The organism is Novosphingobium meiothermophilum (genome assembly GCF_003171715.1).
GTDB classification, from domain to species: Bacteria; Pseudomonadota; Alphaproteobacteria; order Sphingomonadales; family Sphingomonadaceae; genus Novosphingobium; species Novosphingobium meiothermophilum.
In genome coordinates, this window is record NZ_QGHL01000007.1 from 914,595 (window position 1) to 938,223 (window position 23,629).

The 23,629-nt window shown below is 64.3% G+C and carries 22 protein-coding genes and 1 tRNA gene; 16 read left to right on the plus strand and 7 right to left on the minus strand.

What is annotated here, in order from left to right; genetic code table 11:
- Nucleotides 1-95 precede the first annotated feature (95 nt).
- Together DKM43_RS08300 and DKM43_RS08305 are read left to right on the plus strand one after the other, a co-directional pair.
- Complete coding sequence (locus DKM43_RS08300) at nt 96-1,286, plus strand: cytochrome P450 (RefSeq protein ID WP_109797934.1); 1,191 nt, start codon at nt 96-98, stop codon at nt 1,284-1,286.
- Nucleotides 1,287-1,436: 150 nt separating this feature from the next.
- The gene (locus DKM43_RS08305) at nt 1,437-2,084 is read left to right on the plus strand and encodes a murein L,D-transpeptidase catalytic domain family protein (RefSeq protein ID WP_109797935.1); all 648 of its coding nucleotides are present in this window, start codon (nt 1,437-1,439) and stop codon (nt 2,082-2,084) included.
- Between the two features lie 3 nt (nt 2,085-2,087).
- On the opposite strand, the gene DKM43_RS08310 is transcribed toward DKM43_RS08305, so the two are convergent.
- Nucleotides 2,088-2,948, minus strand: a complete 861-nt coding sequence (locus tag DKM43_RS08310) for a LysR family transcriptional regulator (protein ID WP_109797936.1) — start codon at nt 2,946-2,948, stop codon at nt 2,088-2,090.
- A gap of 96 nt (nt 2,949-3,044) precedes the next feature.
- Here DKM43_RS08310 and DKM43_RS08315 point away from each other — a divergent pair, with 96 nt between their 5' ends.
- The 4 genes from DKM43_RS08315 to DKM43_RS08330 are packed head-to-tail and all read left to right on the plus strand — an operon-like array spanning nt 3,045 to nt 8,213.
- A complete protein-coding gene (locus DKM43_RS08315; RefSeq protein WP_109797937.1) occupies nt 3,045-4,208 on the plus strand; it encodes an isovaleryl-CoA dehydrogenase in 1,164 nt (387 codons plus the stop codon).
- The gene (locus tag DKM43_RS08320) at nt 4,208-5,812 is read left to right on the plus strand and encodes a carboxyl transferase domain-containing protein (RefSeq protein ID WP_109797938.1); all 1,605 of its coding nucleotides are present in this window, start codon (nt 4,208-4,210) and stop codon (nt 5,810-5,812) included. The genes DKM43_RS08315 and DKM43_RS08320 overlap by 1 nt, the downstream gene beginning before the upstream one ends.
- Before the next feature lie 14 nt (nt 5,813-5,826).
- Nucleotides 5,827-7,698, plus strand: a complete 1,872-nt coding sequence (locus DKM43_RS08325; RefSeq protein ID WP_109798087.1) for an acetyl/propionyl/methylcrotonyl-CoA carboxylase subunit alpha — start codon at nt 5,827-5,829, stop codon at nt 7,696-7,698.
- Between the two features lie 56 nt (nt 7,699-7,754).
- Complete coding sequence (locus DKM43_RS08330) at nt 7,755-8,213, plus strand: MaoC family dehydratase (RefSeq protein ID WP_109797939.1); 459 nt, start codon at nt 7,755-7,757, stop codon at nt 8,211-8,213.
- Here the strand turns inward: DKM43_RS08330 and DKM43_RS08335 are convergent.
- Nucleotides 8,188-9,087 (minus strand): LysR family transcriptional regulator, encoded by a 900-nt coding sequence (locus tag DKM43_RS08335; protein ID WP_109797940.1) that lies wholly within the window; start codon nt 9,085-9,087, stop codon nt 8,188-8,190. The two genes, DKM43_RS08330 and DKM43_RS08335, sit on opposite strands and share 26 nt — an antisense overlap.
- Nucleotides 9,088-9,209: 122 nt before the next feature.
- On the opposite strand from DKM43_RS08335, the gene DKM43_RS08340 reads away from it, so the two are divergent.
- From DKM43_RS08340 to DKM43_RS08355, 4 genes are read left to right on the plus strand one after another with little or no spacing between them, the layout of a single operon-like run.
- Nucleotides 9,210-9,932, plus strand: a complete 723-nt coding sequence (locus tag DKM43_RS08340) for a pirin family protein (RefSeq protein WP_109797941.1) — start codon at nt 9,210-9,212, stop codon at nt 9,930-9,932.
- Between the two features lie 30 nt (nt 9,933-9,962).
- Nucleotides 9,963-10,541, plus strand: coding sequence for a nitroreductase family protein (locus tag DKM43_RS08345; protein WP_109797942.1), 579 nt, complete (start codon nt 9,963-9,965; stop codon nt 10,539-10,541).
- A gap of 43 nt (nt 10,542-10,584) precedes the next feature.
- Entirely contained in the window at nt 10,585-12,204 is a 1,620-nt protein-coding gene (locus tag DKM43_RS08350; RefSeq protein ID WP_109797943.1) for an NAD(P)/FAD-dependent oxidoreductase, read from the plus strand.
- Nucleotides 12,201-13,379, plus strand: a complete 1,179-nt coding sequence (locus tag DKM43_RS08355; protein ID WP_109797944.1) for a BaiN/RdsA family NAD(P)/FAD-dependent oxidoreductase — start codon at nt 12,201-12,203, stop codon at nt 13,377-13,379. Before DKM43_RS08350 ends, DKM43_RS08355 begins: the two co-directional genes overlap by 4 nt.
- A gap of 12 nt (nt 13,380-13,391) precedes the next feature.
- Here the strand turns inward: DKM43_RS08355 and DKM43_RS08360 are convergent, their stop codons facing one another.
- Nucleotides 13,392-13,595: a hypothetical protein gene (locus tag DKM43_RS08360; protein WP_109797945.1), complete on the minus strand. Its 204-nt coding sequence runs from the start codon at nt 13,593-13,595 to the stop codon at nt 13,392-13,394.
- 177 nt (nt 13,596-13,772) lie between these two features.
- Here DKM43_RS08360 and DKM43_RS08365 point away from each other — a divergent pair.
- Nucleotides 13,773-13,849, plus strand: a tRNA-Met gene (locus DKM43_RS08365).
- A 74-nt stretch (nt 13,850-13,923) separates the two neighbouring features.
- Here the strand turns inward: DKM43_RS08365 and DKM43_RS08370 are convergent.
- From DKM43_RS08370 to DKM43_RS08385, 4 genes are all read right to left on the minus strand, one after another.
- On the minus strand, nt 13,924-14,766 hold the full coding sequence (locus DKM43_RS08370; RefSeq protein WP_236632454.1) for a ferredoxin--NADP reductase: 843 nt from the start codon (nt 14,764-14,766) through the stop codon (nt 13,924-13,926).
- A gap of 365 nt (nt 14,767-15,131) precedes the next feature.
- On the minus strand, nt 15,132-16,343 hold the full coding sequence (locus DKM43_RS08375; RefSeq protein ID WP_236632455.1) for a TolC family protein: 1,212 nt from the start codon (nt 16,341-16,343) through the stop codon (nt 15,132-15,134).
- 140 nt (nt 16,344-16,483) lie between these two features.
- Entirely contained in the window at nt 16,484-16,687 is a 204-nt protein-coding gene (locus DKM43_RS08380; RefSeq protein ID WP_109797947.1) for a YgaP family membrane protein, read from the minus strand.
- Nucleotides 16,688-16,700: 13 nt separating this feature from the next.
- Nucleotides 16,701-17,981, minus strand: a complete 1,281-nt coding sequence (locus DKM43_RS08385) for an NAD(P)/FAD-dependent oxidoreductase (protein ID WP_109798089.1) — start codon at nt 17,979-17,981, stop codon at nt 16,701-16,703.
- A 227-nt stretch (nt 17,982-18,208) separates the two neighbouring features.
- Here DKM43_RS08385 and DKM43_RS08390 point away from each other — a divergent pair, with 227 nt between their 5' ends.
- The 5 genes from DKM43_RS08390 to trxC are packed head-to-tail and all read left to right on the plus strand — an operon-like array spanning nt 18,209 to nt 23,627.
- Nucleotides 18,209-18,550: a rhodanese-like domain-containing protein gene (locus DKM43_RS08390; RefSeq protein ID WP_109797948.1), complete on the plus strand. Its 342-nt coding sequence runs from the start codon at nt 18,209-18,211 to the stop codon at nt 18,548-18,550.
- Between the two features lie 26 nt (nt 18,551-18,576).
- Complete coding sequence (locus DKM43_RS08395; RefSeq protein WP_236632456.1) at nt 18,577-19,635, plus strand: efflux RND transporter periplasmic adaptor subunit; 1,059 nt, start codon at nt 18,577-18,579, stop codon at nt 19,633-19,635.
- Nucleotides 19,632-22,862, plus strand: coding sequence for an efflux RND transporter permease subunit (locus DKM43_RS08400; protein ID WP_109797950.1), 3,231 nt, complete (start codon nt 19,632-19,634; stop codon nt 22,860-22,862). Before DKM43_RS08395 ends, DKM43_RS08400 begins: the two co-directional genes overlap by 4 nt.
- Nucleotides 22,862-23,173: an ArsR/SmtB family transcription factor gene (locus DKM43_RS08405; RefSeq protein ID WP_109797951.1), complete on the plus strand. Its 312-nt coding sequence runs from the start codon at nt 22,862-22,864 to the stop codon at nt 23,171-23,173. The genes DKM43_RS08400 and DKM43_RS08405 overlap by 1 nt, the downstream gene beginning before the upstream one ends.
- Nucleotides 23,166-23,627 carry a thioredoxin TrxC gene (gene trxC, locus DKM43_RS08410; RefSeq protein WP_109797952.1) on the plus strand — a complete coding sequence of 154 codons (462 nt, stop codon included), beginning with the start codon at nt 23,166-23,168 and terminating at the stop codon, nt 23,625-23,627. Before DKM43_RS08405 ends, trxC begins: the two co-directional genes overlap by 8 nt.
- Nucleotides 23,628-23,629: the final 2 nt, after the last annotated feature.

A 23,629-nucleotide genomic window follows, 5' to 3' on the forward strand; every position in this document is an offset into this window, starting at 1 on the left:
CTTGCGCGAAATGTGCAAGCATTTGCGCGCAAGCTGCGTGGCTGCACACGGCGATGCATGGCAGCATCACCTGACCTGAGAGAGGAAACCTGCCCATGGCAACCACGCTTTCGCGGCTGCAATTCCGCTTTGATCCCTATTCCCCGGCGATCGATGCCGATCCCTTCCCCGCCTACAAGGTGCTGCGCGATGAATACCCGTGCTTCTGGTCGGAAGATGCAGGAAAATGGGTGCTTTCACGCTATGCCGATGTGCTGAATGCCCTGCAGGACTGGCGCACCTATTCATCGGCCAAGGGCAATCTGGTCGACGAGTTTCCCGGCCGTGCAGGATCGACGCTGGGATCAAGCGATCCGCCCCGCCACGATCGTCTGCGCGCCCTCATACAGTCCGCTGTGACCAAGCGGGCGCTGGAACACATCATCGCTCCGGCGCGCGCTTCTGCACAGGCGCATCTTGCCGCCCTGAACGGCAAGGCGGAGTTCGATCTGGTCGGCGATTACACCTCCAGGGTTACGGTCGACCTGCTGTTCACGCTCTTTGCATTGCCTGAGGAGAATGCCGATCTGGTGCGCCGCAATGCCGTGCTGATGGTCCAGACCGATCCGGCAACGCGCCGCAAGGGGCCAGAGCATCTGGCGGCCTTCGCATGGATGGCAGACTATGCAGAACGGCTGGTTCGGGCGCGCAAGGCCAATCCGGGCGAGGATCTGCTGTCCAACTTCATCACCGCCGAGATCGACGGCGAGAAACTGCTCGACAAGGAAGTGCAGCTTACCGTTACCACGCTCATCATGGCCGGAATTGAAAGCCTTTCAGGCTTCATGGCGATGTTTGGCCTGAACCTTGCCGACCATCCCGATGCGCGCCGGGCGCTGGTTGCGGACCCGGCCCTGATCCCTGATGCCATCGAGGAATCGCTGCGCTTCAACACATCGGCGCAGCGATTCCGCAGGACACTCACCCGCGATGTGGAACTGCACGGACAGGTAATGAAAGCGGGGGATCAGGTCATCCTCGCCTATGGATCGGCCAACCGCGATGAAAGGATGTTCGAGAACCCTGACACCTACGACATCGCCCGCAGGCCGCGACGGCACCTGGGCTTTGGCGGCGGCGTCCATGCCTGCCTTGGCGCCATGATCGGGCGCATGGCCACGCAGATTGCCTTCGAGGAACTGCTGAAGACGGTGCCGGAGTTCTCGCGCATGGATGCCGCGCTCGACTGGATGCCCTCGTCCACCTTCCGCAGCCCCAAGGCGCTGCGGCTGCGCAAAGGCGGTTGAACGTTCCGGATCGTCCGCTCGCCAGCCGGTTCCATCAACAGAAGGCATGTCGGGCACGGCTCGTCGCAAGGGCGGGGCGTCAGCCTTGCAGATGCAATGTGTCGCATACAACTTTCAAAGCGGGATAAGCATAACCGGGGTCTCGCAAGCATGATTTCGCAACGGCGCGGTTTTCTGGGCGCCATGGCAGCAACAATGGGCAGCGCACTGCTGGGCGGACCGCTGTCCACCGCGCCCGCAATGGCCGTCACACCGGTGCGCGAGCCGGAACTTTCGCCCTTCGCTCGCCCTGCCCTGCCCGCGCTGGTTCAGCGTGCAGTGGCCGCACTCGATGCCCACGGCGCGCATATCCGCCACCGTGATCTGGTCGGACTGGTCGATTTTTCCAGAGCATCTCGCGAAACGCGCTTCCACCTGATCGACATCGAAGGCGGAAAGGTTTTGTCCTCGCACCTTGTCTCGCATGGCAGCGGTTCCGATCCTGCCAACAGCGGCTGGGTGCAGCGGTTTTCCAACCGGGTCGGCTCCAACGCCTCCAGCCCTGGCGCATTCCTGACCGGCGTAACCTATGTCGGCAAGCATGGCCGCTCGCGCAGGCTGATCGGTCTGGAAGATGCCAACAGCGCGGCGCTGGAACGCGGCATCGTCATCCATGCCGCCAGCTATGTCAGCGATGCCATGGCCCGCACGCAGGGCAGGATCGGGCGCAGCCAAGGATGTTTTGCCTTTTCCGACAGCGATATCGGCAACGTTCTTGAACGTCTCGGCGAAGGCCGTCTGCTCTACGCGGTGAAGTGACCTTCAGGCAAAGGCGGCGCGGCAAGCCTCGGCCAGGGGGCTGACTTCCTCAGCCAGATGGGGCCGCTCTCTGGCAGCGATCAGGCCAAGCGTGCGGCGGAAGTCGTAATCGGCAAGGCGGATCGGGACCACGCCTTCGCGCGCCAGCGATTGCGGCGCTGTCGTCACCCCCATGCCTGCGCGCACCATTTCGATGCAGCGGTCATCGTTGGCCGAACGCAGGAAGAACGGCGGACGCACCCCGCGCTGGGTGAACCAGCGGCTTGTCTCTCCCAGAAGCTCGCAGCTTCGGCGCGCGATCATCGTTTCGGCCGCCACATCGCGCGCATCCAGCAGCGCGGCCCCGGCCAGTGGATGGCTCTGCGGCAGCAGCAGCCGGTAGCCTTCCTCAAGCAGGGTTTGCGAAGGGCGCTCGGCGTCTTCGGGCCGCAGCAGCGTGATGATTGCATCCACCTGCCCCTCGGCCAGCTTGCGCCGCAATTCCGCATCGGTCCCTTCGGAAAGTATTAGCGGCTGCACACCTGCATAGCGTCGCACCATGGCGGAAAGCATTGCCGTCGCAATCGAGGGCAGCACGCCCAGTCGCAGCGGCGCGCGCGGCGCCGGCGCTTCGGCAAACGCGGCTTCGGCCGCGCGGAACTCGCGCTCGATCGTGCGGGCGTGGGTCACAAGGCGCGCACCTGCCTCGGTAAGACGCACCTGCCGTCGCTCGCGCAGGAACAGACGGGTTCCGGCAAGCCGTTCAAGCTCGGCAATCGCAGCAGACAAGGCAGGCTGCGAAATGGCAAGCCGCTCGGCCGCACGTGTAAAGTTGCCCGTTTCGACCACAGCGAGGAACTGCCGCAGGTGCGCACGCTTCATCATAGGAAAAACCTATCGCAAACCCCGATTGAAATCAATTTTGAGCGAAGGTTTGCCGATGGTATCCTTGCCGGTGAAAAGCTTGCAGAGGATGCCCAGATGCGCGCCACGCCCGATTTCGACTTCGGCCTGACCGAAAGCGCCCTGATGATCCGCGAGGCGGCAGGCCGCTTTGCCGATGAACAGATCGCCCCCCTTGCCGCCGAGATCGACCGCAACGATCGTTTTCCGCGCGAGTTGTGGGAGCCGATGGGCGCGCTGGGGCTGCACGGCATCACGGTAGAGGAAGAATGGGGCGGGCTTGGCCTCGGCTATCTCGACCATGTGATCGCGGTCGAGGAAGTGAGCCGCGCCTCAGGCTCGGTCGGTCTGTCCTACGGCGCGCATTCCAACCTGTGCGTCAACCAGATCCGTCGCTGGGGCAATGACGAGCAGAAGGCGAAGTATCTGCCGAAGCTGATTTCGGGCGAACATGTGGGCAGCCTCGCCATGTCGGAAGCCGGAGCCGGATCGGACGTCGTTTCGATGAAGCTGCGGGCAGAGCCGGTGGCTGGGGGATTCCGCCTCAATGGCACCAAGTTCTGGATCACCAACGGCACTTATGCCGATACGCTGGTCGTCTATGCGAAGACCTCGCCCGATGCAGGCAGCCGGGGGATTACCGCTTTCCTGATCGAAAAGGACATGCCGGGTTTCTCCATCGGCCAGAAGATCGACAAGATGGGCCTGCGCGGTTCCCCCACGGCGGAACTGGTGTTCGAGGACTGCTTCGTTCCAGAAGAGAACGTCATGGGCCCGCTCCATGGCGGCGTTGGCGTGCTGATGAGCGGGCTGGATTACGAGCGCGTGGTTCTGGCAGGAATGCAGATCGGGATCATGCAGGCGTGCCTCGATACCGTCATCCCCTATGTGCGCGAGCGCAAGCAGTTTGGCCAGCCCATTGGCACGTTCCAGCTCATGCAGGCCAAAGTGGCCGACATGTATGTGGCGATCCAGTCGGCACGGGCCTATGTCTATGCGGTGGCCAAGGCGTGCGATGCCGGGCAGACCACGCGCTTCGATGCGGCGGGGGCCATTCTTCTGGCGAGCGAGAACGCCTTCCGCGTGGCCGGCGAGGCGGTGCAGGCTCTGGGCGGCGCGGGCTATACCAAGGACTGGCCGGTGGAACGCTACCTGCGCGACGCCAAGCTGCTGGATATCGGCGCGGGGACCAATGAAATCCGCCGCATGCTGATCGGCCGTGAACTGATCGGGGCGCGGTGATGTCTGCCCCTGTCCTCTCCTCCAGTATCGACCTGTCCTCGGAACAGGCGCAGGCGCGCGCGGCGCATAACCGGGCGCTGGCCGAAGAGCTTCGCGCCCGCGTGGCAAGGGCCGCGCTGGGCGGAGACGCACGCAGCCGCGAACGCCATGTCGCGAGGGGCAAACTTCTCCCGCGCGACCGGGTCGAGCGTCTGCTCGACCCGGCATCGCCCTTTCTCGAAATCGGCCAGCTTGCCGCAAACGGCATGTATGGCGATGAAGTGCCGGGCGCGGGCATCATTACCGGCGTAGGGCGGGTTTCCGGCCGCCAGTGCATGATCTTTGCCAATGATGCCACGGTCAAGGGCGGCACCTATTTCCCGATGACGGTGAAGAAGCACCTGCGCGCGCAGGAAATCGCCGCGGAAAACCGTCTGCCATGCATCTATCTGGTGGACAGCGGCGGGGCGAACCTGCCCAATCAGGCGGAAGTTTTCCCCGATCGCGACCACTTCGGCCGCTTCTTCTACAATCAGGCGAACATGAGCGCGCAGGGCATTGCCCAGATCGCCAGCGTGATGGGCAGTTGCACGGCTGGCGGCGCCTATGTTCCGGCGATGTCGGACGAGACGGTGATCGTGCGCGAACAGGGAACGATCTTTCTGGCCGGTCCCCCGCTGGTCAAGGCGGCCACCGGCGAGGAGATCAGCGCCGAAGCATTGGGCGGCGGCGATCTTCACGCGCGCAAAAGCGGCGTGGTAGATCATCTGGCCGACAATGACGAACATGCGCTGACGATCGTGCGCGACATCGTCTCGCATCTGGGCGCGGCCCTGCCCTCGCCCGCCGTGCAAGGCGCAGAGGCAAGACCGCCGCTCTACCCCGCCGAGGATCTCTACGCGATCATCCCCGAAGACGTGCGCGCGCCCTATGACGTGCATGAAGTGATCGCGCGGATCGTGGATGGGTCCGAGTTCCACGCGTTCAAGGCGCATTACGGCACCACACTGGTTTGCGGCTTTGCCCATATCCACGGGCTTCCGGTGGCAATCCTTGCCAACAACGGCGTGCTCTTTTCCGAAAGCGCGCAGAAGGGCGCGCACTTCATCGAACTGGCCTGCCAGCGCCGCATTCCGCTCCTCTTCCTCCAGAACATTTCGGGCTTCATGGTGGGCGGCAAGTATGAGGCCGAAGGCATTGCCAAGCATGGCGCAAAGCTGGTGACGGCTGTGGCAACCGCGCAGGTGCCCAAGATCACCGTGCTCATCGGCGGCAGCTTCGGCGCGGGCAATTATGGCATGTGCGGGCGCGCCTATGGCCCGCGCTTCCTGTTCACCTGGCCCAATGCCCGCATCAGCGTGATGGGGGGCGAGCAGGCCGCCAGCGTGCTCGCCACGGTGCACCGCGATGCGGACAAGTGGACACCGGAGGAAGCCGAAGCCTTCAAGGCCCCGATCCGCCAGAAATACGAGGACGAAGGCAACCCCTATTATGCCACGGCAAGGCTGTGGGACGATGGGGTGATCGACCCGGTGCAGACGCGCGACGTGCTGGGGCTTGCGCTGGAGGTCTGCATGCAGGAACCGATCACCGAGGCGCCCCGCTTCGGGGTGTTCAGGATGTGATGAGGGAGAACAAGATGATCCGATCCCTCCTAATCGCCAATCGGGGCGAAATTGCCTGCCGCGTGATCCGCACCGCGCGTCGGCTCGGCATTCGCACGGTCGCCGTCTATTCCGATGCTGACCGCCATGCGCTGCATGTCCGCTCGGCCGATGAAGCCGTGCACATTGGCCCTGCGCCCGCGCGGGAGAGCTATCTGGTGGGAGAGCGGATCATTGCCGCCGCGCTTGCCACAGGGGCAGAGGCAATCCATCCCGGCTATGGCTTCCTTTCCGAGAACGCCGCATTTGCGCAGGCGGTGATCGATGCGGGGCTGGTCTGGGTCGGCCCGAAGCCGCATTCGATCACCGCCATGGGCCTGAAGGATGCGGCAAAGGCGCGGATGATCGCAGCGGGCGTGCCGGTGACACCGGGCTATCTCGGCGAGGACCAGAGCCTTGAGCGCTTGCAGGCCGAGGCCGATACCATCGGCTATCCCGTGCTCATCAAGGCCGTGGCGGGCGGCGGCGGCAAGGGGATGCGCCGCGTGGATGCAGCGGCCGATTTTGCCGAAAGCCTCGCCTCGTGCCGCCGCGAGGCTGCATCCTCGTTCGGCGATGACAGGGTGCTGATCGAGAAATACATTCTTTCGCCCCGGCACATCGAAGTGCAGGTATTCGGCGATGCGCATGGCAATGTCGTCCACCTGTTCGAGCGCGATTGCTCTCTCCAGCGGCGGCACCAGAAGGTGATCGAGGAAGCCCCTGCCCCCGGCATGGACGAGGCCACGCGCGAGGCTGTGTGCGCCGCAGCGGTGCGCGCGGCGAGGGCCGTGGACTATGAAGGCGCAGGCACCATCGAGTTCATCGCCGATGGCAGCGAAGGGCTGCGCGCCGACCGCATCTGGTTCATGGAAATGAACACGCGGCTTCAGGTGGAGCACCCCGTTACCGAGGAGATCACCGGGGTCGATCTGGTGGAATGGCAGCTGCGGGTGGCAAGCGGCGAGCCTTTGCCCATGCGGCAGGAAGACCTGCGCATCAAGGGCTGGGCGATGGAAGCGCGCCTCTATGCCGAGGATGCCAGCCGGGGCTTTCTGCCCAGCATCGGCCGGGTCGAAGACTTCCACTTCCCGCACCATCATGCGCGGATCGACACCGGGGTGGAAGCCGGGGCAGCCATCACCCCGTTCTACGATCCGATGATCGCCAAGGTCATTGTCCACGGCGAGACGCGATGCGCCGCCATCGCGGCCTTGCGCGAAACGCTGGAGCAGGGCGTGGTCGGGCCGCTTGTCACCAACAGCGGCTTTCTCTGGCGGCTGCTGGGCCATGCTGCGTTCGAGGCAGGCGTGGTGGATACCGGCCTGATCGAGCGCAATCTTGAAACTTTGACCGCGCGCCCGCAGCCTTCGCCGGAAGGACTGGCCATGGCCGCACGGCGGCTGGTCGGCTCGCCCGGCGTTAACCCGTGGGGCAGTCAGTCAGGCTTGCGGATGAACGGTCCGGCCCGGCGCGAGGTGCGCCTTGCCGACCAGTTCGGCCGGCACTTCACCGTCGATCTCCTGCCGGAAAACGCAGTGGACTACTGGCCCGGCGAGCATGAGACCGCCGTCGACGAAGCGGGTGAACGCTTCATCCTGAAGCTGGCGCGCACCGTGGGCGGTGTGGGCGGCGCAGCATCCGATGGCGCAATCCTTGCCCCGATGCCGGGCAAGGTCATTTCGGTCGATGTGGCAGCGGGCGAGTCCGTTACCAGGGGACAGAAGCTCATGGTGCTTGAAGCGATGAAGATGGAACACGCCCTCGTCGCGCCGTTCGATGGCCTTGTGGCCGAACTCAACGCCGCCCCCGGCACGCAGGTGCAGGTCGAGGCGCTGCTGGCCAGGATCGAAAAGGCGGGTAATTGACCGTTTTCCTCGGCCCGAAAGAGACGGGATGGGACGGAACAGCAGAGGACGGGAATATGGCGGGGCGTTACTTTGATCAGTGGCAGGTTGGCGACAGGATCGCGCACGAAATCCGGCGCACGGTGACGGAAACCGACAACCTGCTGTTCTCCACCATGACGCACAATCCGCAGCCCTTGCACATCGATGCCGAAGCCGCAAAGGCCAGCGAATTCGGGCAGCTTCTGGTCAATGGCACCTTCACCTTCGCGCTGATGGTCGGCCTTTCGGTGGGCGACACCACTCTGGGCACGCTGGTGGCGAACCTTGGCTATGACAAGCTGGTCATGCCCGCGCCCGTGTTCATCGGCGACACCATGCGCGCGACGAGCGAAGTGGTGGAACTGCGCGCCAGCAATTCGCGGCCCGATGCCGGTATCGTGACCTTCCGGCACGAACTCATCAACCAGCGCGACGAGGTGGTTTGCCGCTGCCTGCGTTCGGCCCTGCTCAAAAAGTCGCCAGCCGCTGCCTGAAGGCTTCGCGCAACCAGTTCTGCGCCGGACCGCCGGGGCAATCGCGGCGCCACAGCGCATGAAAGCGATAGGCCATGCCCGGCCATTCAGGGATCGCCAGCCGCTTGAGACGACCGGAGGCGAGATCGTTCGCGACCAGATGCAGCGGCATGTTGCCCCAGCCAATCCCTTCGCGCATCAGCGCATGGCGCGCGCCAAGATCGCCCAGCCGCCATGTACTGTCTGAAAAGACCGAAAAATCGCGCCCCTCGGTAAGTTTCGAACGATCGGTCAGCACAAGCTGGCGGTGTTTGCGCGCCTCGCCGGGCGGGATCATATCCATCCGCGCCAGCGGGTGATCGGGCGCGGCAACCGGCACCAGATCAATCTCGCCAATCGCCTCGCGCTGAAGATCGGGCACACCGACAAGTTCCGGACCGCCGATGCCTAGCTGCGCATCGCCATCAACCACAAGGCCCGCGATGGTCCCCAGCGCCTCGACATGCAGGCGCAGCAGCACGGTAGGAAACATCTCCTGAAAGCTACGCAGGATGGCGGCAAGCAGCGGGGTGGGAAACATGACGTCGATGGCAAGGCCCAGTTCCGCCTCAAGGCCCCGGCTGAAATTGCGCACGCCCGCCATGAGGGCATCGACATCATCGGCAACAGCGCGCGCCTGTGCCAGCATGGCCTTGCCTGCGGGCGTCAGCACGGGCCTTCGCGATCCTTCGCGGTCGAACAGGGTGACGCCAAGCTGGCTTTCCAGCGTGACGATGCCATAGCTGACCGCAGAGATGGCCCGGCCCAGCCTGCGCGCAGCGGCGTTGAAGCTGCCTTCATCGACCACGGCAAGGAACAGGCGCAACTGGTCGAGCGTGGGCTGGCCGACGTCCATCAGCAACCTTTCTAATTATTCGAACATCCTGATTGATTTTATCAGGATAAACTGAATGGATAGCAAGGACTATATCCCCTCCATCACGGCAGCGGCTGCGCTGTCAGACCGGAGAAATCGCCATGACCACACTCGCAAACAAGGCCCATATCGAACTGCGGCCCTTCGCTTCGCTTGGTGCTGCAAATCACGGCTGGCTTGATGCCCACCACCATTTTTCCTTCGCAGGATACCATGACCCGGCGCGCGTTCACTGGGGCGCGCTGAGGGTGTGGAACGATGACCGCATCGCCCCCAGAAGCGGCTTTCCCACACACCCGCACAACGACATGGAAATCATCACCTATGTCAGCCAGGGCGCGATCACGCACCGCGACAGTCTGGGCAACGAGGGCCGCACCGAAGCGGGCGATGTGCAGGTCATGTCGGCCGGAACCGGCATCGCCCATTCCGAGTTCAATCTGGAGGACGTGGAAACCCGCCTTTTCCAGATCTGGATCATCCCCGACCGGCGCGGCCACGCGCCAAGCTGGGGCGCTCGCCCTTTCCCCAAGGGCAGCCGTGAGGGCCGCTTCGTCCCGCTCGCATCGGGTATCGCCGGCGATACAGATGTGCTGCCGATCAATGCCAATGCCCGCGTTCTGGGCGCAACGGTCAAGGCCGGGGAAACCGTGCGCTACGCCCTGACCGAAGATCGTCACGCCTATCTGGTTCCGGCGAAGGGCAAGGTGCGCATCGGAGACGTTGAAGCCAATGCCCGCGACGGTGTGGCCATGACCGGCCTGACCGAGATCGTCGTTACCGCGCTGGAAGACGCCGAACTTGTGCTTGTCGACGCAGCCTGAAATCCAACTGGTTCAATCAAGGAGTATCCCATGTCCCGCAATGCTTCGCCCAAGGTTCTGCCGCTCATCGCCAGTCGCTGGAGCCCGCGCGCATTCGATCGCTCGGCCGTGCCGCAGGAGGATCTCGACGTGATCTTCGAGGCTGCCGGCCTTGCCCCCAGTGCCTACAATTACCAGCCGTGGCGCTTTGCCTATGCCCACCGGGACGATGCGCATTTCGAGGCGTTCCTATCCGCGCTGGTGCCGTTCAATCAGAGCTGGGCCAAGGATGCAGGCGTTCTGGTCTATGTCGTCTCCGACATGTTCATGCGTTCGGATCAGGGCAGCAACCCGAACCACAGCCACAGTTTCGATGCGGGCGCGGCATGGGCCAGCGCGGCCTTGCAGGCGCAGCACATGGGCTATCACACTCACGGCATGACCGGGGTGGACTTTGACAAGGCCGCGCAGGTGCTGAACCTGCCCGAAGGTTTCCGCGTGGAAATGGCCTTCGTGATCGGCAGGCAGGGCGATGTGAAGCAGTTGCCCGAAATGCTGCGGGAGCGTGAAGTGGTGAGCGACCGCAAGCCGGTGGGCGCGATTGCCTTTGCCGGGCCGTTTACTGCCTAACGCACAAGTGGCGTCGCCCGCCGGAATTGGCTAGGGCGGCGCCATGCTTCGCATCAATGAACTGAAACTGCCCCTCGATCATACGCCCGAAGACCTACCGGCGGCCATCTGCGCGCGCCTTGGCATTGCGCCGGAAGCGCTTGAACGCTTCCACATCTTCCGGCGCGGCAACGATGCGCGCAAGAAGCACGCCATCCTGCTGACCTATGTGGTCGATTGCGTGATCCGCGATGAGGCCCAAGTGCTTGCCCGGTTCGCGGACGATCCGAACGTCAAGCCCACGCCCGCCACGACCTACCGCTTTCCCGTGATGGCCCCGCAAGGCTGGGACGGAGAGCGTCCGGTGGTGATCGGTGCCGGGCCGTGCGGCCTCATGGCCGCGCTGATCCTTGCCCAGATGGGCCTGAAGCCCATCATCATCGAGCGCGGCAAAGCCGTGCGCGAGCGCACCAAGGACACCTGGGGCCTGTGGCGCCGATCGGTGCTGGAGCCGGAATCGAACGTGCAGTTCGGCGAAGGCGGAGCGGGCACGTTTTCCGATGGCAAGCTCTACAGCCGCATCAAGGATCCGCGCCATCTTGGCCGCAAGGTGCTGGTCGAGTTCGTGAAAGCCGGCGCGCCCGACGATATCCTGACCGAAGCCCATCCCCATATCGGCACCTTCCGGCTTGTCACCATGGTGATGAGCATCCGCGAGACGATCGAAAGCCTTGGCGGGGAATACCGCTTCCAGACACGGGTAGAGGATTTCGCAATAGAAACGGCCGCAGATGGCACCCGTCAGCTGGTCGGCCTGCACCTGTCGGACGGATCGTTTCTGCCCGCGCGCCATGTCATCATGGCAGTGGGTCATTCCGCGCGCGACACGTTTCATGTGCTGCATGACCGGGGCGTTCACGTGGAGGCCAAGCCCTTTGCCATCGGCGTGCGCATCGAGCATCCGCAAAGCTGGATCGATACCGCGCGCTATGGTCCCAGTGCGGGCAACAAGATCCTTGGCCCGGCGGCCTATTCCATCTCGCACAAGTGCAGCAACGGGCGCACCGTCTATTCCTTCTGCATGTGCCCCGGCGGGCGCGTGGTGGCGGCCACAAGCGAGGAAGGACGCGTTGTCACCAACGGGATGAGCCAGTATTCGCGCGCCGAGTTCAACGCCAATTCCGGCATCGTCGTCGATATCGACCCCAGCCGCGACTATCCGGGCGGTCCACTTGCGGGAATTGCCTTCCAGCGCCATTGGGAAAGCCTTGCCTTCGAGGCAGGCGGAAGAAACTACATGGCCCCCGGCCAGAAGCTGGGCGATTTTCTGGCAGACCGGCCTTCGACCGCGTTCGGCAACGTCATTCCCAGCTACAAGCCGGGCGTCCACCTCACCGAACTGAAGAAGTGCCTGCCCGATTTCGTGATCGAATCGATCCGCGAGGCACTGCCCGCCTTCGGCCGCATGGTGCCGGGCTATGACCACCCCGATGTGGTCATGACCGGCGTCGAAACGCGCACATCATCGCCGGTGCGCATCACGCGCGGCAAGGATTGCCAGAGCCTCAACACACGCGGTCTCTATCCGGCGGGAGAAGGCGCAGGCTATGCGGGCGGCATCCTGTCCGCCGCTGTCGACGGGATCAAGGTGGCCGAAGCGCTGGCCGCAGACGTGCTGAAGTGACTGCAGAGAACCACGACGCCATCGTGATTGGCGCAGGCGCCGCCGGGATGATGGCTGCGCTGACAGCAGGGCAACGCGGGCGGCGCGTTCTCCTCGTCGATCATGCCGAAGAACCGGGCAAGAAGATCCTCATTTCGGGCGGCGGGCGCTGCAACTTCACCAACATCCACACCGCAGCCGATCGCTACATTTCGGAAAATCCGCATTTTGCGCGCTCGGCCCTCGCCCGCTATACGCCCGCAGACTTTCTCGACATGGTGAACCGCCACGGCATCGCATGGCATGAAAAGACGCTGGGCCAGTTGTTCTGCGATCATTCCGCACGCCAGATCGTCGAGATGCTCATGGCCGAATGCCGGTCTGGCGGCGTGCGCTTTGCCTTCGGCCATCCGGTGTCGGCGCTCGATCACGCTGATGGCTCCTACCGCGTTACGCTCGACGGGAAGGAACACCTTGCGCCTTGCCTCGTGCTGGCAACGGGCGGGCTGTCCATCCCGAAGATGGGTGCCACCGGGTTCGCCATGGACGTGGCGCGGCGCTTCGGTCTGCCCGTGGTGCAGACCCGCCCTGCCCTCGTTCCCTTCACACTTGGCGAGGACGAAGCGCTGTTCCGCTCGCTTTCGGGGGTATCGGCCAATGTCGTTGCGCGCTGGGGCAAGGCCGCGTTCCGGGAGGCAGCGCTGTTCACGCACAAGGGCCTTTCAGGCCCGGCCATGCTCCAGATCTCGTCCTACTGGCAGCACCGCACACCGATAAGCGTCGATTTCCTGCCCGATGCGGCGGCTGACTGGCTGATCGAGGAAAAGCGCGCGCGCCCGAAGGCCGGCCTGCGCTCCGCGCTGGCCCGCCGCTTGCCCGAACGCCTTGCTGATGTGCTGGCCGAACGGCTTGAACTGGAAGGCGAACTTTCAGCCTGCCGCGACGCAGCGCTACGCACGGTGCAGAAGCGGTTGGCGCAATGGCCGTTTCACCCCACCGGCACGGAAGGCTATGCCAAGGCGGAAGTCATGGCGGGCGGGATTTCCACGGCCGCGCTCTCGCAAAAGACGATGGAGGCCCGCAAGGTGCCGGGCCTTCATGCCATCGGTGAAGCGGTGGACGTGACGGGCTGGCTGGGCGGCTACAATTTCCAGTGGGCATGGGCCAGCGGCCGCGCTGCGGGAGAAGCCATCTGACCGATCCCCAGATCAGCCTTCGACAAGATCGAGATAGGCCACCACGTCGTTGTCCGTGGCAATGAACAGCCCTTCCTGCACGGCTTCGGGCTGCGCGGCCGCCAGTTCCAGCGCGCGCTGCAAGGGACCGTAGAACAGCGTATCGGCCGCCCCGCCCTCAGGCCCGTCGGACAGGTGATAGAGCCGGACACTGGCATCGTGGAAGGTCGTGCGCATGGCAATGCCTATGCCACCTCGGGGCCGGATTGTCATCGCACCTGCGCAACCGGGGCCATGGCCGCTTCATCGGGAAAAAATCGCCTCAAACCAGTTGACCCCGCCCGCCCCTGCGGTTAGGAGCGCGCCCTGCCCGGCAGACACAGCACGTCTGCAACCTGACGGGCCGATTGACGGGGCGGAGTAGCTCAGCAGGTTAGAGCAGCGGAATCATAATCCGCGTGTCGGGGGTTCGAGTCCCTCCTCCGCTACCACTTTTCAATGATTTGCGAATCGGCTTTGAACCGGTTGTTCAGCATCTTGCAAGACCTGTGCTGCGGGTGTCCGGTTATCCCACAAACGCCCGCTCGATCACGAAATCACCCGGTTTGGCGTTGGCGCCTTCGGCAAAGCCCCTTACCTCAAGCATCTCGGCAAAGTCGCGGATCATGGCCATGCTGCCGCACAGCATCAGCCGATCGGTTGCCGGATCGAGCGCGGCGGGGCCGTGCAGTCCTTCGAACAGGCGCCCCGTTGCGATCAGATCCCCGATGCGCCCGGTCGTGTGAAACGGCTCGCGCGTCACGGTTGGAACATAGACCAACTGGAGCAGGGCCTGATCCTGAACCAGAGGATCGCCGGCAAGCTGGCTTTCAAGCTCTTCACGGAAAGCCAGATCGCTGACCTGACGCACGCAGTGGACAAGGATGATCTGGCCGAAGCGTTCGTAGATGTCAGGATCGCGGATGAGCGACAGGAACGGGGCCAGCCCTGTGCCGGTCGAAAGAAGGAACAGGCGCTTTCCCGGCAGAAGTGCATCGGTGACCAGTGTGCCCGTGGGCTTGCGGCCAAGATAGATCTCGTCGCCCGGCCGGATGTGTTGCAGGCGCGAGGTGAGCGGACCATCGGGCACCTTGATCGAAAGGAACTCCAGTTCCTCCGCCCAGGCCGGGCTGGCGATGGAATAGGCGCGCAGCAACGGCCGCCCTTCCACCGACAGCCCGAGCATGACAAACTCGCCCGATCGGAAGCGGAACGAGGCCGGTCGCGTAATCGTGAAGCTGAACAGGTGTCCGTTCCAGTGCCGCACGGAACATACCTGCTCCACGCTCAGCGTGCCGGTTGGCGTGAGCGCTGCGGGAACCGCAGGCGGTGCATTGATCGCGGATTCAATCACGGTATGCATGGTCATGTGCGAACCTCCCCGTATCGCGCCATTTCGCCGGTGCCAGCCGGATGGATCGCGCGCGGCCTTCTTGTTCGAGGCGCTTTTGCCAAATGCGCTGCCACGCGGGGATGCCGGCCGAGATCGCCGCAACCCACGCCCCGGAAGGCGCAAGAAAACCAATCGTCAGACTTCTGGAAACACAACTGGCGCGCAACAACCGGCAACGCCCGACAGGAGCATGACAGCCTTGCTCCCCTCCGCACAAGAGGCGCGAACATGCCCACAAGTGCTGGAAATACGTTTGCGCTGCGATGAACGCGCACCCACAAATGTGGGGGAACGGCGCATTATCGTGCGGTCAATCCTGCGGAGTGAGGCGGGTCGCCGTGTCAGGAAGGCAGGTTGCCAGTGAGCGCATTGAGCCGCCAGGCGGCAACCGTCTGCATCGCTTCGGCATCAAGGAGCGCCGCCTGTGCGGCAATGGCCTCGCGTTCGGCGTCCAGCACGGCAAGCGTGGGACGTGCGCCAACCTGAGCCTCCAGCCGCGTGCCGCGCAGCGCTTCTTCTGCTGCCTCGGTCTGGAGCCGCGAGGCTTCGACCATACGGCGCGCCGTGACCAGCCCCTGCCATGCCTCTATCACCATGCCGTCGAGCGCGAGCGTGGCCTGCCTCAGGCGCGCCTCGCTGGCATCGAGATCGGCATCGGCCGCACGGATCTGCGAGGCAACCCGGCCGCCTGCAAACAGCGTCCAGCGCCCGCGCACGCCAACTGCCACCGAATCCGCGCGATAACCGGGAAAGAACTGGTCGCGCACGTGGGCTGCCTCGGCAAAGGCGCCCACCGTGGGCATTCCTTCGGCCTTGGCCGCACTCACTCCGGCGCGGGCAACATCGACACCGGCCTTCGCCTGACGCAGTGCCGGATTGGCCTGCCGGGCAAGGTCGGTAGCCTCATCCAGCGTGGGCGGAGTGGGCGGAAGCGCAGGAAGCGGCGCCAAGGCACCGGGAACCTGTCCGGTCAGTCGCTCATAGGCGGCCTCTGCCGCGATACGCCGACCTTCGGCCTGTGCCAGTCCGGCGAGGGCTTCGGCCTTGCGGGCGCGGGTTTGCGCCAGATCGCTGCTGGCAATCTCGCCAACCTTGAAGCGCAGGCCCGCCTGGCGTTCGGTTTCGGAAAGCGCCTCGACCAGCTTGCCGTAACGTGCCTCAAGCTTGCGCGCAGTCAAGACCTCGGCATACGTGGCAACGGCATTGACCACGGTTTGCAACCGCGCCTGTTCTGCGCCAAGGCGTGCCACTTCCGCACCGCCTTGCGCCTGACGGATCGCAGAAGCCACCCGCCCCCCTGCATAGAGCGGCAATTCGGCCGTGGCTTGCACCGCCGTCGGTCGGACATTGTCTGCGGTAAGACCGAAGTAGCCGCCATTGTCGATACGCCCGGCGCCATAGGAGCCTTCGACCCTTAAAAGCGGATTGCCTTCCGACTTTGCCCGGTCAAGCCGGGCACTCGCCGCCGCTTCACCGGCCTCTGCCTCGGCAATCGAGGGGGCGTTCGCCAAGGCAGCGGTGATCGCGGCGGCGAGGTCCTGTGCGGCGGCCATGGGAGAGACCGCAACGCAGGAAAGCAGCAGGGCAAGAGGTGTCAGAGGGCGCATTTCAGGCTCGTTTCACTGGCAGATCCAACTGGCCGACGTCAGTTGCAGGCATCGCTTTCAGGCGGGGCCGTCTTTGGCAGCACCGCTTACTTGAAGGCGTTGCCCGGACGGATGCCAAGCTTCTTGAAGATCGCCGCTGCCGGGCAGAACCCGGTGAAGCTGGCCTGGAACATGTTCAGCCCGGCAAAGGCCGTAAGCCAGAGAAAGCCGGGATGGACCCAGTGCGCCAATGCAAGGCTGGCCAGAACCACCAGCCCGGCAAATCGGAAAACAGCGGAATCGAGCGTCATGGCACGGATCTCCTTATTTGAACCGCAGCTTGCGGATGCCAAGTGCGTGCATGGCGAGCTTTTCGTAGAACGGCTCGCTCGTGCCGCGCCGCACCTTGTGGAGGAAGTATTTCTCGAACCCGATCTTGGCGAGATGGACCCACTTGCCGCTGGATGACCAGTTGAGGTTGCGCGGCGGGATCTGCGGCTGGGCCACGAAGGCCACGCCGCCGTCGCCGAAGTCGGCAAGGCAGACGGCATTCCAGGTGGCTTCCTCGACCGGCTCCTTGCCGGCAAGCTCAAGCGCAAGGTTGTGGGCGATGGCCGTAACCATCGATTCGATCATGAATCCGGTCTTGGGCACGCCAACCGGCACCGGCGTGGGGCCGATCGGCGGGATGGCCACGCAAACGCCCAGCGAATAGACGTTCTTGAACGTGGGGTTGCGCTGGTGCTTGTCGGCCAGGATGAAACCGCGCGGATTGGTCAGCCCTTCGATCCCCGCCACGGCATCGACACCGCGGAAGGCAGGCAGGATCATCGAGTAGCCGAACGGCAGCGTGTGGGAGGCCTTGACCGAACCGTCGTCGGCCACTTCCTCCACGTGCATCGTGCCTTCCTCGACCTTGGTGATGCGCGCGTTGGTGATCCACTTGATGTGGCGATCGCGCAGTTCGCTTTCGAGCAGGCTCTTGGTGTCGCCCACCCCGTCAAGGCCAAGGTGGCCGACATAGGGTTCAGGGCTGACATAGGTCATCGGCACGCGGTCGCGGATCTTGCGGCGACGCAGTTCGGTGTCGAGGATGAGCGCGAACTCATAGGCCGGGCCATAGCACGAGGCACCCTGCGCCGCGCCGATGATGATGGGCTTGGGATCTTCGCAAAAGCGGTCGAAGGCATCGGCGGCATGTGCGGCATGGTCGGTGCGGCAAACACTCACGGTATGCCCTTCAGGCCCCAGCCCCTCAACCTCGTCGAAGGCCAGTTCCGGGCCGGTGGCAATGACCAGATAATCGTAATGGAGCGACGTGCCGTCATTCAGCTCGACCCGGTTTTCCGCCGGATGCACCCGCTTTGCGCCAACTGCGGTGAAGCCGATGCCCTTCTTCTTCATGATCGGCGGCAGATGCACCTTGATGGCATCAGGCTCGCGCCAGCGCACGGCAACCCACGGATTGGACGGAACGAACCAGTAGTCCTCCTGATCGTTCACGACCATGACCTCGGCCTTGCCCTTTACCGCATCGCGGATTTCATAAGCAGCGATGGTTCCGCCAAGGCCGGCTCCGAGGACGATAATCTGCGGCAACGACATTTCACCTTCTCCCGATTCTGCCGCGAGCGCGCACCGAACCAAAATCCGGTGCATTTGCGGGCGGCAATCGCATCGATTCACCGGGTCAGCACATCCAACCTGCGTCGGCCCCTGACCAGCATCGGACTTGACTTATATAAGATGATTACGATATGAGCAAGGGGTAATATGGATCAATCAGCAATGGCCGCACCGGCGGCGGGGCTGGAAGAAGAAGGGACAGGCTGATGGTTTTCGGTTTCGGCAAGAGCGGACCTGCTCACAAGGAAGTCACCGCGCAGGAGCTTCACGCCATGATTCAGGCCGGTGAAGCGCTGGTCGTGGACGTGCGCGAATCGAACGAATTTGCCGACGGGCACATTCCCGGCGCGATCAACATGCCGCTTTCCACTTTTCAGGCGTCCAAGCTGCCCGATCCCAAGGGGCGCAAGCTGATCCTGAACTGCCTTGGCGGCAAGCGTTCGGCGATGGCGCTCGACAAGTGCAGCACCGCGCAGGCTGCTGTGGACACGCACCTCGCGGGCGGGTTCGGAGCTTGGCAATCAGCCGGTCTTCCGGTCGAGCGCTGATTCGGCAGGCAATGGGGAGCGGAACGATGCGGGCAATTCTATCGGCTTTCACAGCTGCCGGGGCGCTGGCGCTCAGCCTCCCGCTGGGAGGATGCGGCAGCAGTGAAGAGGCCGCGCAGACGGCAAAGGCCCCGGCGGGGCCGCGCATCGTCCTGGCCCCTGCCGACACGGCAGACTGGCAGGATGTCAGCGCCGAGATCGCCACGGTCGATCAGGCGCAGGTCATGGCGCGCATCCCCGGCATTCTCACCAGCCTTTCCGTGAAGGAAGGCGACATGGTGAGGAAGGGGCAGGTCATCGGGCGAATCGTCGACAGCCAGCTTGGCTATCAGGCGGGTGCCTATGGTGCGCAGGCCGCCGCAGCGCAGGCGCAGGCCGCACAGGCCGCCGCCGAATTGCAGCGCGTAAAGTTCCTCCACGAAAACGGCGTCTATGCCAAGGCGCGCCTCGATCAGGCGCTGGCCATGGCCAGCGCTGCGCAGGCGCAGGTCCGAGCCGCACAGGCCCAGCAGGCCGCTGTCGGCGCCGTAGCGGGCCAGGGCGCGATCGTTGCTCCTGCCACCGGGCGCGTGCTGCGTGCCGATATTCCGGCAGGCGCCCCCGTGGCACCGGGAATGCCGATTGCGGTCATTACCGCCGGTCCAACCGTAGTGCGGCTGGAAATGCCCGAATCGCTGGCAGGCAAGGTGCACGCAGGATCGCGCGTCATGGCCAGCGGCATTGGCGAAGGACGGGTCACGAAAGTCTATCCTTCCGTCAGCGCCGGCAAGGTGGCAGCCGATGTCGACCTTCCCGGCATAGACAACAGCCTGATCGGCAAGCGTGTTGCCGCCAAGGTCGAAACCGGCACGCGCAAGGCGCTGCTGGTGCCTCGCTCCTACATCACCACGCGCTACGGCATCGATTACGTGACCGTTCTGGCAAAGGATGGCAGCGCCACGCAGGTGCCGGTGCAGACTGCGCCCTCTGCCGAAACTGGCAAGGTCGAACTGCTCTCCGGCGTGGGTGCAGGTGACACGCTTGTCGGGCCTGCCGCCGCCACGGCTGATGCCCCTGCCGCAACTTCCACGGGTGCAGGCAAATGAATCTGGGCATTTCGGGCAGGCTGACCAAAGCGACCATTCAGTCGCCGCTGACGCCGCTGCTGCTGCTGGCAGCCATGATCGTCGGGCTTATCGCAACGATCACCATCCCGCGCGAGGAAGAGCCGCAGATCAAGGTGCCGATGGTGGACATCATGGTCCAGGCGCCGGGCATCTCCGCCTCGCAGGCCGTCGAACTCGTCGCCAAGCCGCTGGAAGCCATCGTCAAGAGCGTGGACGGCGTGGAGCACGTCTATACCCAGGCGCAGGATCACGGCGTGATGGTGACGGCGCGTTTCCTCGTCGGCTCCAATCCCGAAGATGCAGCCATCCGCATCGGCGAGAAGATCGAGGCCAACAAGCATCGCATTCCCGCAGGGATCCCCTTCCCGCAGGTCACGGTGCGCGGCATCAACGATGTGCCCATCGTCGTGCTGACGCTGACACCCAAACCCGGCGCGGCAGGCCAGTGGGACGATCAGGCCCTCGCCGAACTCGCAGGCAAGCTGCGCACAGAGATCGCCAAGGTTGACAATGTCGGCCTCACCTTCCTCACGGGCGGACAGCGCATGGCGCTGCGCGTGGTGCCCGATCCGGCAAGGCTGGCGCTCTACCGGGTGCCGCTGGGCAACGTGATCGAGGCGGTCACTCAGGCCAACCGCGCGTTTCCTGCCGGAACCGTGCGCGAAGGCGGGCAGGCGGCGCTCGTCGTCGCAGGCCAGACCCTGCGCGATGCGCAGGAGCTTTCGGCCCTCACTGTCCGTTCCGTCAGCGGTGCGCCGGTCCTCCTCTCGGACGTGGCGCGCGTTGAGCAGGCCCCGACGCAGGATCAGGCCCGCTCGTGGCGTTGGGCCAGAGACGCTGACGGCCACTGGGCAATGACCCCGGCCGTCAGCCTTGCCGTTGCCAAGCGCGCAGGCGCAAACGCCGTGACGGTTTCCGAAAGCGTCGTGCGCCGCGTGGAATCGCTGAAAGGAACGCTGATCCCGGCAGGCGTCGAGGTTTCGGTCACGCGCAATTACGGCGAGACGGCCAACGAAAAGGCCAACGAGCTGATCTTCCACCTTGCGCTTGCCACTGTCTCGATCGTGGCGCTGATCGGCTTTGCCATCGGCTGGCGCGAGGCGGGCGTGACCGCAATCGTCATTCCCACCACGATCATGCTGACGATGTTCGCCTCGAACGTGATGGGCTTCACCATCAACCGCGTCAGCCTCTTCGCGCTGATCTTCTCGATCGGCATCCTCGTCGACGATGCCATCGTCATGATCGAGAACATCGCCCGCCACTGGGCCATGGACGATGTCGGCAAGGAAGGCGGACGCGACCGCATTCAGGCCGCGATCGAGGCCGTTGCCGAAGTGGGCAACCCCACCGTGATCGCTACGCTCACGGTCGTGGCGGCCCTGCTGCCGATGCTTTTCGTATCGGGTCTGATGGGGCCATACATGGCGCCTATCCCGATCAATGCCTCGGCGGCCATGATCTTCTCGTTCTTCGTCGCCGTCATCATCGCGCCGTGGCTCATGATCCGCTTTGCCCGCAAGGCGCTTGCCCATGGCCATCATGGACACGACGAACAGGGCGGCAAGCTGGGCGCGCTTTATCGGCAATGGGCCGTTAAGGTCATCGCCACGAAAGAAGGCGCCAAGCGCTTCCTGATCGGCGTGGGTGTGGCAACGCTGCTGGCGTGCTCGATGTTCTATTTCAAGGCAGTGACGGTCAAGCTGCTGCCCTTCGACAACAAGAGCGAAGTGCAGCTTGTCGCCGACCTTCCCGAAGGCACCAGCCTCGAAGAGACCGCGCGCGTTCTGGAACAGACCGCCGCCATCGCCCGCAGTGTGCCCGAAGTGGTTTCGATGGAAGCCTATGCCGGCACATCGGCCCCGTTCAATTTCAACGGTCTGGTGCGGCACTATTTCCTGCGCAACCAGCCGGAAATGGGCGACCTGATGGTCACGCTCCTGCCCAAGGGCGATCGTTCGCGCTCAAGCCACGAAATTGCGGTGGATCTGCGCGAAAAGCTGAAGGGCGTGGCCCTACCCGCCGGAGGTTCGCTCAAGGTGGTGGAAACGCCACCGGGACCGCCCGTGCTCGCCACGCTGCTTGCGGAAATCTACGGACCGGATGAAGCGACCCGCCGCAAGACCGCCGAACAGGTCGAGGCGATCTTCCACAAGGTGCCCTTCATCGTCGATGTCGACAACAGCTTCGGCCAGCCCCGTCCCACGCTGCGCCTGACTCCCGACAGGGCCAAGCTTGACCAGTATGGCCTGTCAGAACGGCAACTGTTCGACAGCATCGGCGCGCTCATGGGCACGCAGGTCGTGGGCTATGTCCAGCGCGAGGATGGGCGCGATCCGCTGCCGATCGAGATTGCGCTCGACCAGTCGCAGCGCACCTGGTCTGCCGCGATGGCTGCAACGCCGGTGGCCGTGACACCGGGCGGACAGCTCATCCAGCTTGGCGAACTTGTCACCGCCGAGATGGTTCCGGGAGAACGGGCGCTCTTCCGTCGCGACGGGCGCGGCGCGGCCATGGTCACGGCTGAACTGGCCGGGCGCTATGAAGCACCGATCTACGGCATGCTGGCGGTCGATGATGCCATCGAATCGTTCGACTGGAAGGCACACGGCCTTGAAAAGCCCCAGGTGATCCTGAACGGACAGCCTGAGGATGAAAGCCGGACCGCGCTCCTGTGGGATGGGGAATGGGAAATCACGTGGGTGACGTTCCGCGATATGGGCGGTGCGTTCATGGTGGCGCTGCTGGGCATCTACGTGCTGGTCGTGGGGCAGTTCCGCAGCTTCACCCTGCCGCTGGTCATTCTCACGCCCGTCCCGCTCACCCTCATCGGGATCGTGCTGGGGCACATGCTGTTCGGCGCGCCCTTCACGGCAACCTCGATGATCGGCTTCATCGCGCTGGCCGGGATCATCGTGCGCAACTCGATCCTGCTGGTGGATTTCATCCGCCACACCCGCACCGCCGACAAGAGCCTGCGCGACACCCTGCTCGAAGCCGGGATGATCCGCTTCAAGCCGATCGTGCTGACGGCGGCCGCCGCGATGATCGGTGCGGCCGTCATCCTGACCGACCCGATCTTTCAGGGTCTGGCCATTTCGCTGCTGTTCGGCCTTGCCTCCTCCACCCTGCTGACCGTCCTGGTCATCCCGGCGATCTACATCGTGCTGCGCGATGATGGGCGTCCGTTCGCGGAGAAGGGCTGATGGCCCCGGCCGATCTTTCCCAGCTCAAGGCCAATGCCGGACGCATGGCCAGCCGCCTAAAGCTGATGAGCCATCCCGAACGGCTGATGATGCTGTGCCGGATGGATGAAGGGGAAGTATCGGTCAACGGGCTGGTCGAGTTGTCGGGCCTTTCGCAGTCGTCGGTATCGCAGCATCTGGCCATGCTGCGCGAAGAGGGCGTGGTGAGCATCCGGGGAGAGGCGCAGACCCGCTTCTACAGCTTGCGCGATCCGGTGGTGCGCGGAATCATCCACGCCCTGTGCGAAATCTGCGGAGACAACCATGCCTGATGCTGCACACGCAGAAAGCGTCATCATTGCCTGCCCTTCCTGCGCGGCAAGGAACCGCGTGCCCAAGACGCGGCTTACTGCCGGTGGCACCTGCGGCAAGTGCGGCGCGCCGATCTTTGCAGGTCATCCCGTCGTGCTTGATGCCGCAAACTTCGATGCCCATGCCGCGAAAAGCGACCTGCCCCTGCTGATCGATTTCTGGGCCTCGTGGTGCGGGCCGTGCCGCCAGATGGCCCCGGCCATCGATGCTGCGGCCCGGATGCTTGAACCGCAGGTCCGGCTCGGCAAGCTGGATACCGAGGCACAGCAAGCCATCGCCGCGCGCTTCGGCATCCGCTCCATCCCTACTCTTGTGCTGGTGCACAAGGGCCGCGAGATCGCGCGGCAATCGGGCGCAATGCCCGCCAATGCCATCGTTGACTGGACCCGGCGAAGCCTGGCGGCGGGAGGCTGAAC

Excerpts from the sequence above, each read along its gene's own strand:
- DKM43_RS08330 (WP_109797939.1), top strand. The coding sequence starts at position 7,755 with ATGGCGGGGCGTTACTTTGATCAGTGGCAGGTTGGCGACAGGATCGCG.
- DKM43_RS08340 (WP_109797941.1), top strand. The coding sequence starts at position 9,210 with ATGACCACACTCGCAAACAAGGCCCATATCGAACTGCGGCCCTTCGCT.
- DKM43_RS08315 (WP_109797937.1), top strand. The coding sequence starts at position 3,045 with ATGCGCGCCACGCCCGATTTCGACTTCGGCCTGACCGAAAGCGCCCTG.
- DKM43_RS08400 (WP_109797950.1), top strand. The coding sequence starts at position 19,632 with ATGAATCTGGGCATTTCGGGCAGGCTGACCAAAGCGACCATTCAGTCG.
- DKM43_RS08405 (WP_109797951.1), top strand. The coding sequence starts at position 22,862 with ATGGCCCCGGCCGATCTTTCCCAGCTCAAGGCCAATGCCGGACGCATG.
- DKM43_RS08320 (WP_109797938.1), top strand. The coding sequence starts at position 4,208 with ATGTCTGCCCCTGTCCTCTCCTCCAGTATCGACCTGTCCTCGGAACAG.
- DKM43_RS08345 (WP_109797942.1), top strand. The coding sequence starts at position 9,963 with ATGTCCCGCAATGCTTCGCCCAAGGTTCTGCCGCTCATCGCCAGTCGC.
- DKM43_RS08385 (WP_109798089.1), bottom strand. The coding sequence starts at position 17,981 with ATGTCGTTGCCGCAGATTATCGTCCTCGGAGCCGGCCTTGGCGGAACC.
- DKM43_RS08335 (WP_109797940.1), bottom strand. The coding sequence starts at position 9,087 with ATGGACGTCGGCCAGCCCACGCTCGACCAGTTGCGCCTGTTCCTTGCC.
- trxC (WP_109797952.1), top strand. The coding sequence starts at position 23,166 with ATGCCTGATGCTGCACACGCAGAAAGCGTCATCATTGCCTGCCCTTCC.
- DKM43_RS08300 (WP_109797934.1), top strand. The coding sequence starts at position 96 with ATGGCAACCACGCTTTCGCGGCTGCAATTCCGCTTTGATCCCTATTCC.
- DKM43_RS08310 (WP_109797936.1), bottom strand. The coding sequence starts at position 2,948 with ATGATGAAGCGTGCGCACCTGCGGCAGTTCCTCGCTGTGGTCGAAACG.
- DKM43_RS08395 (WP_236632456.1), top strand. The coding sequence starts at position 18,577 with ATGCGGGCAATTCTATCGGCTTTCACAGCTGCCGGGGCGCTGGCGCTC.
- DKM43_RS08380 (WP_109797947.1), bottom strand. The coding sequence starts at position 16,687 with ATGACGCTCGATTCCGCTGTTTTCCGATTTGCCGGGCTGGTGGTTCTG.
- DKM43_RS08350 (WP_109797943.1), top strand. The coding sequence starts at position 10,585 with ATGCTTCGCATCAATGAACTGAAACTGCCCCTCGATCATACGCCCGAA.
- DKM43_RS08305 (WP_109797935.1), top strand. The coding sequence starts at position 1,437 with ATGATTTCGCAACGGCGCGGTTTTCTGGGCGCCATGGCAGCAACAATG.
- DKM43_RS08360 (WP_109797945.1), bottom strand. The coding sequence starts at position 13,595 with ATGCGCACGACCTTCCACGATGCCAGTGTCCGGCTCTATCACCTGTCC.
- DKM43_RS08390 (WP_109797948.1), top strand. The coding sequence starts at position 18,209 with ATGGTTTTCGGTTTCGGCAAGAGCGGACCTGCTCACAAGGAAGTCACC.
- DKM43_RS08370 (WP_236632454.1), bottom strand. The coding sequence starts at position 14,766 with ATGACCATGCATACCGTGATTGAATCCGCGATCAATGCACCGCCTGCG.
- DKM43_RS08375 (WP_236632455.1), bottom strand. The coding sequence starts at position 16,343 with ATGGCCGCCGCACAGGACCTCGCCGCCGCGATCACCGCTGCCTTGGCG.
- DKM43_RS08325 (WP_109798087.1), top strand. The coding sequence starts at position 5,827 with ATGATCCGATCCCTCCTAATCGCCAATCGGGGCGAAATTGCCTGCCGC.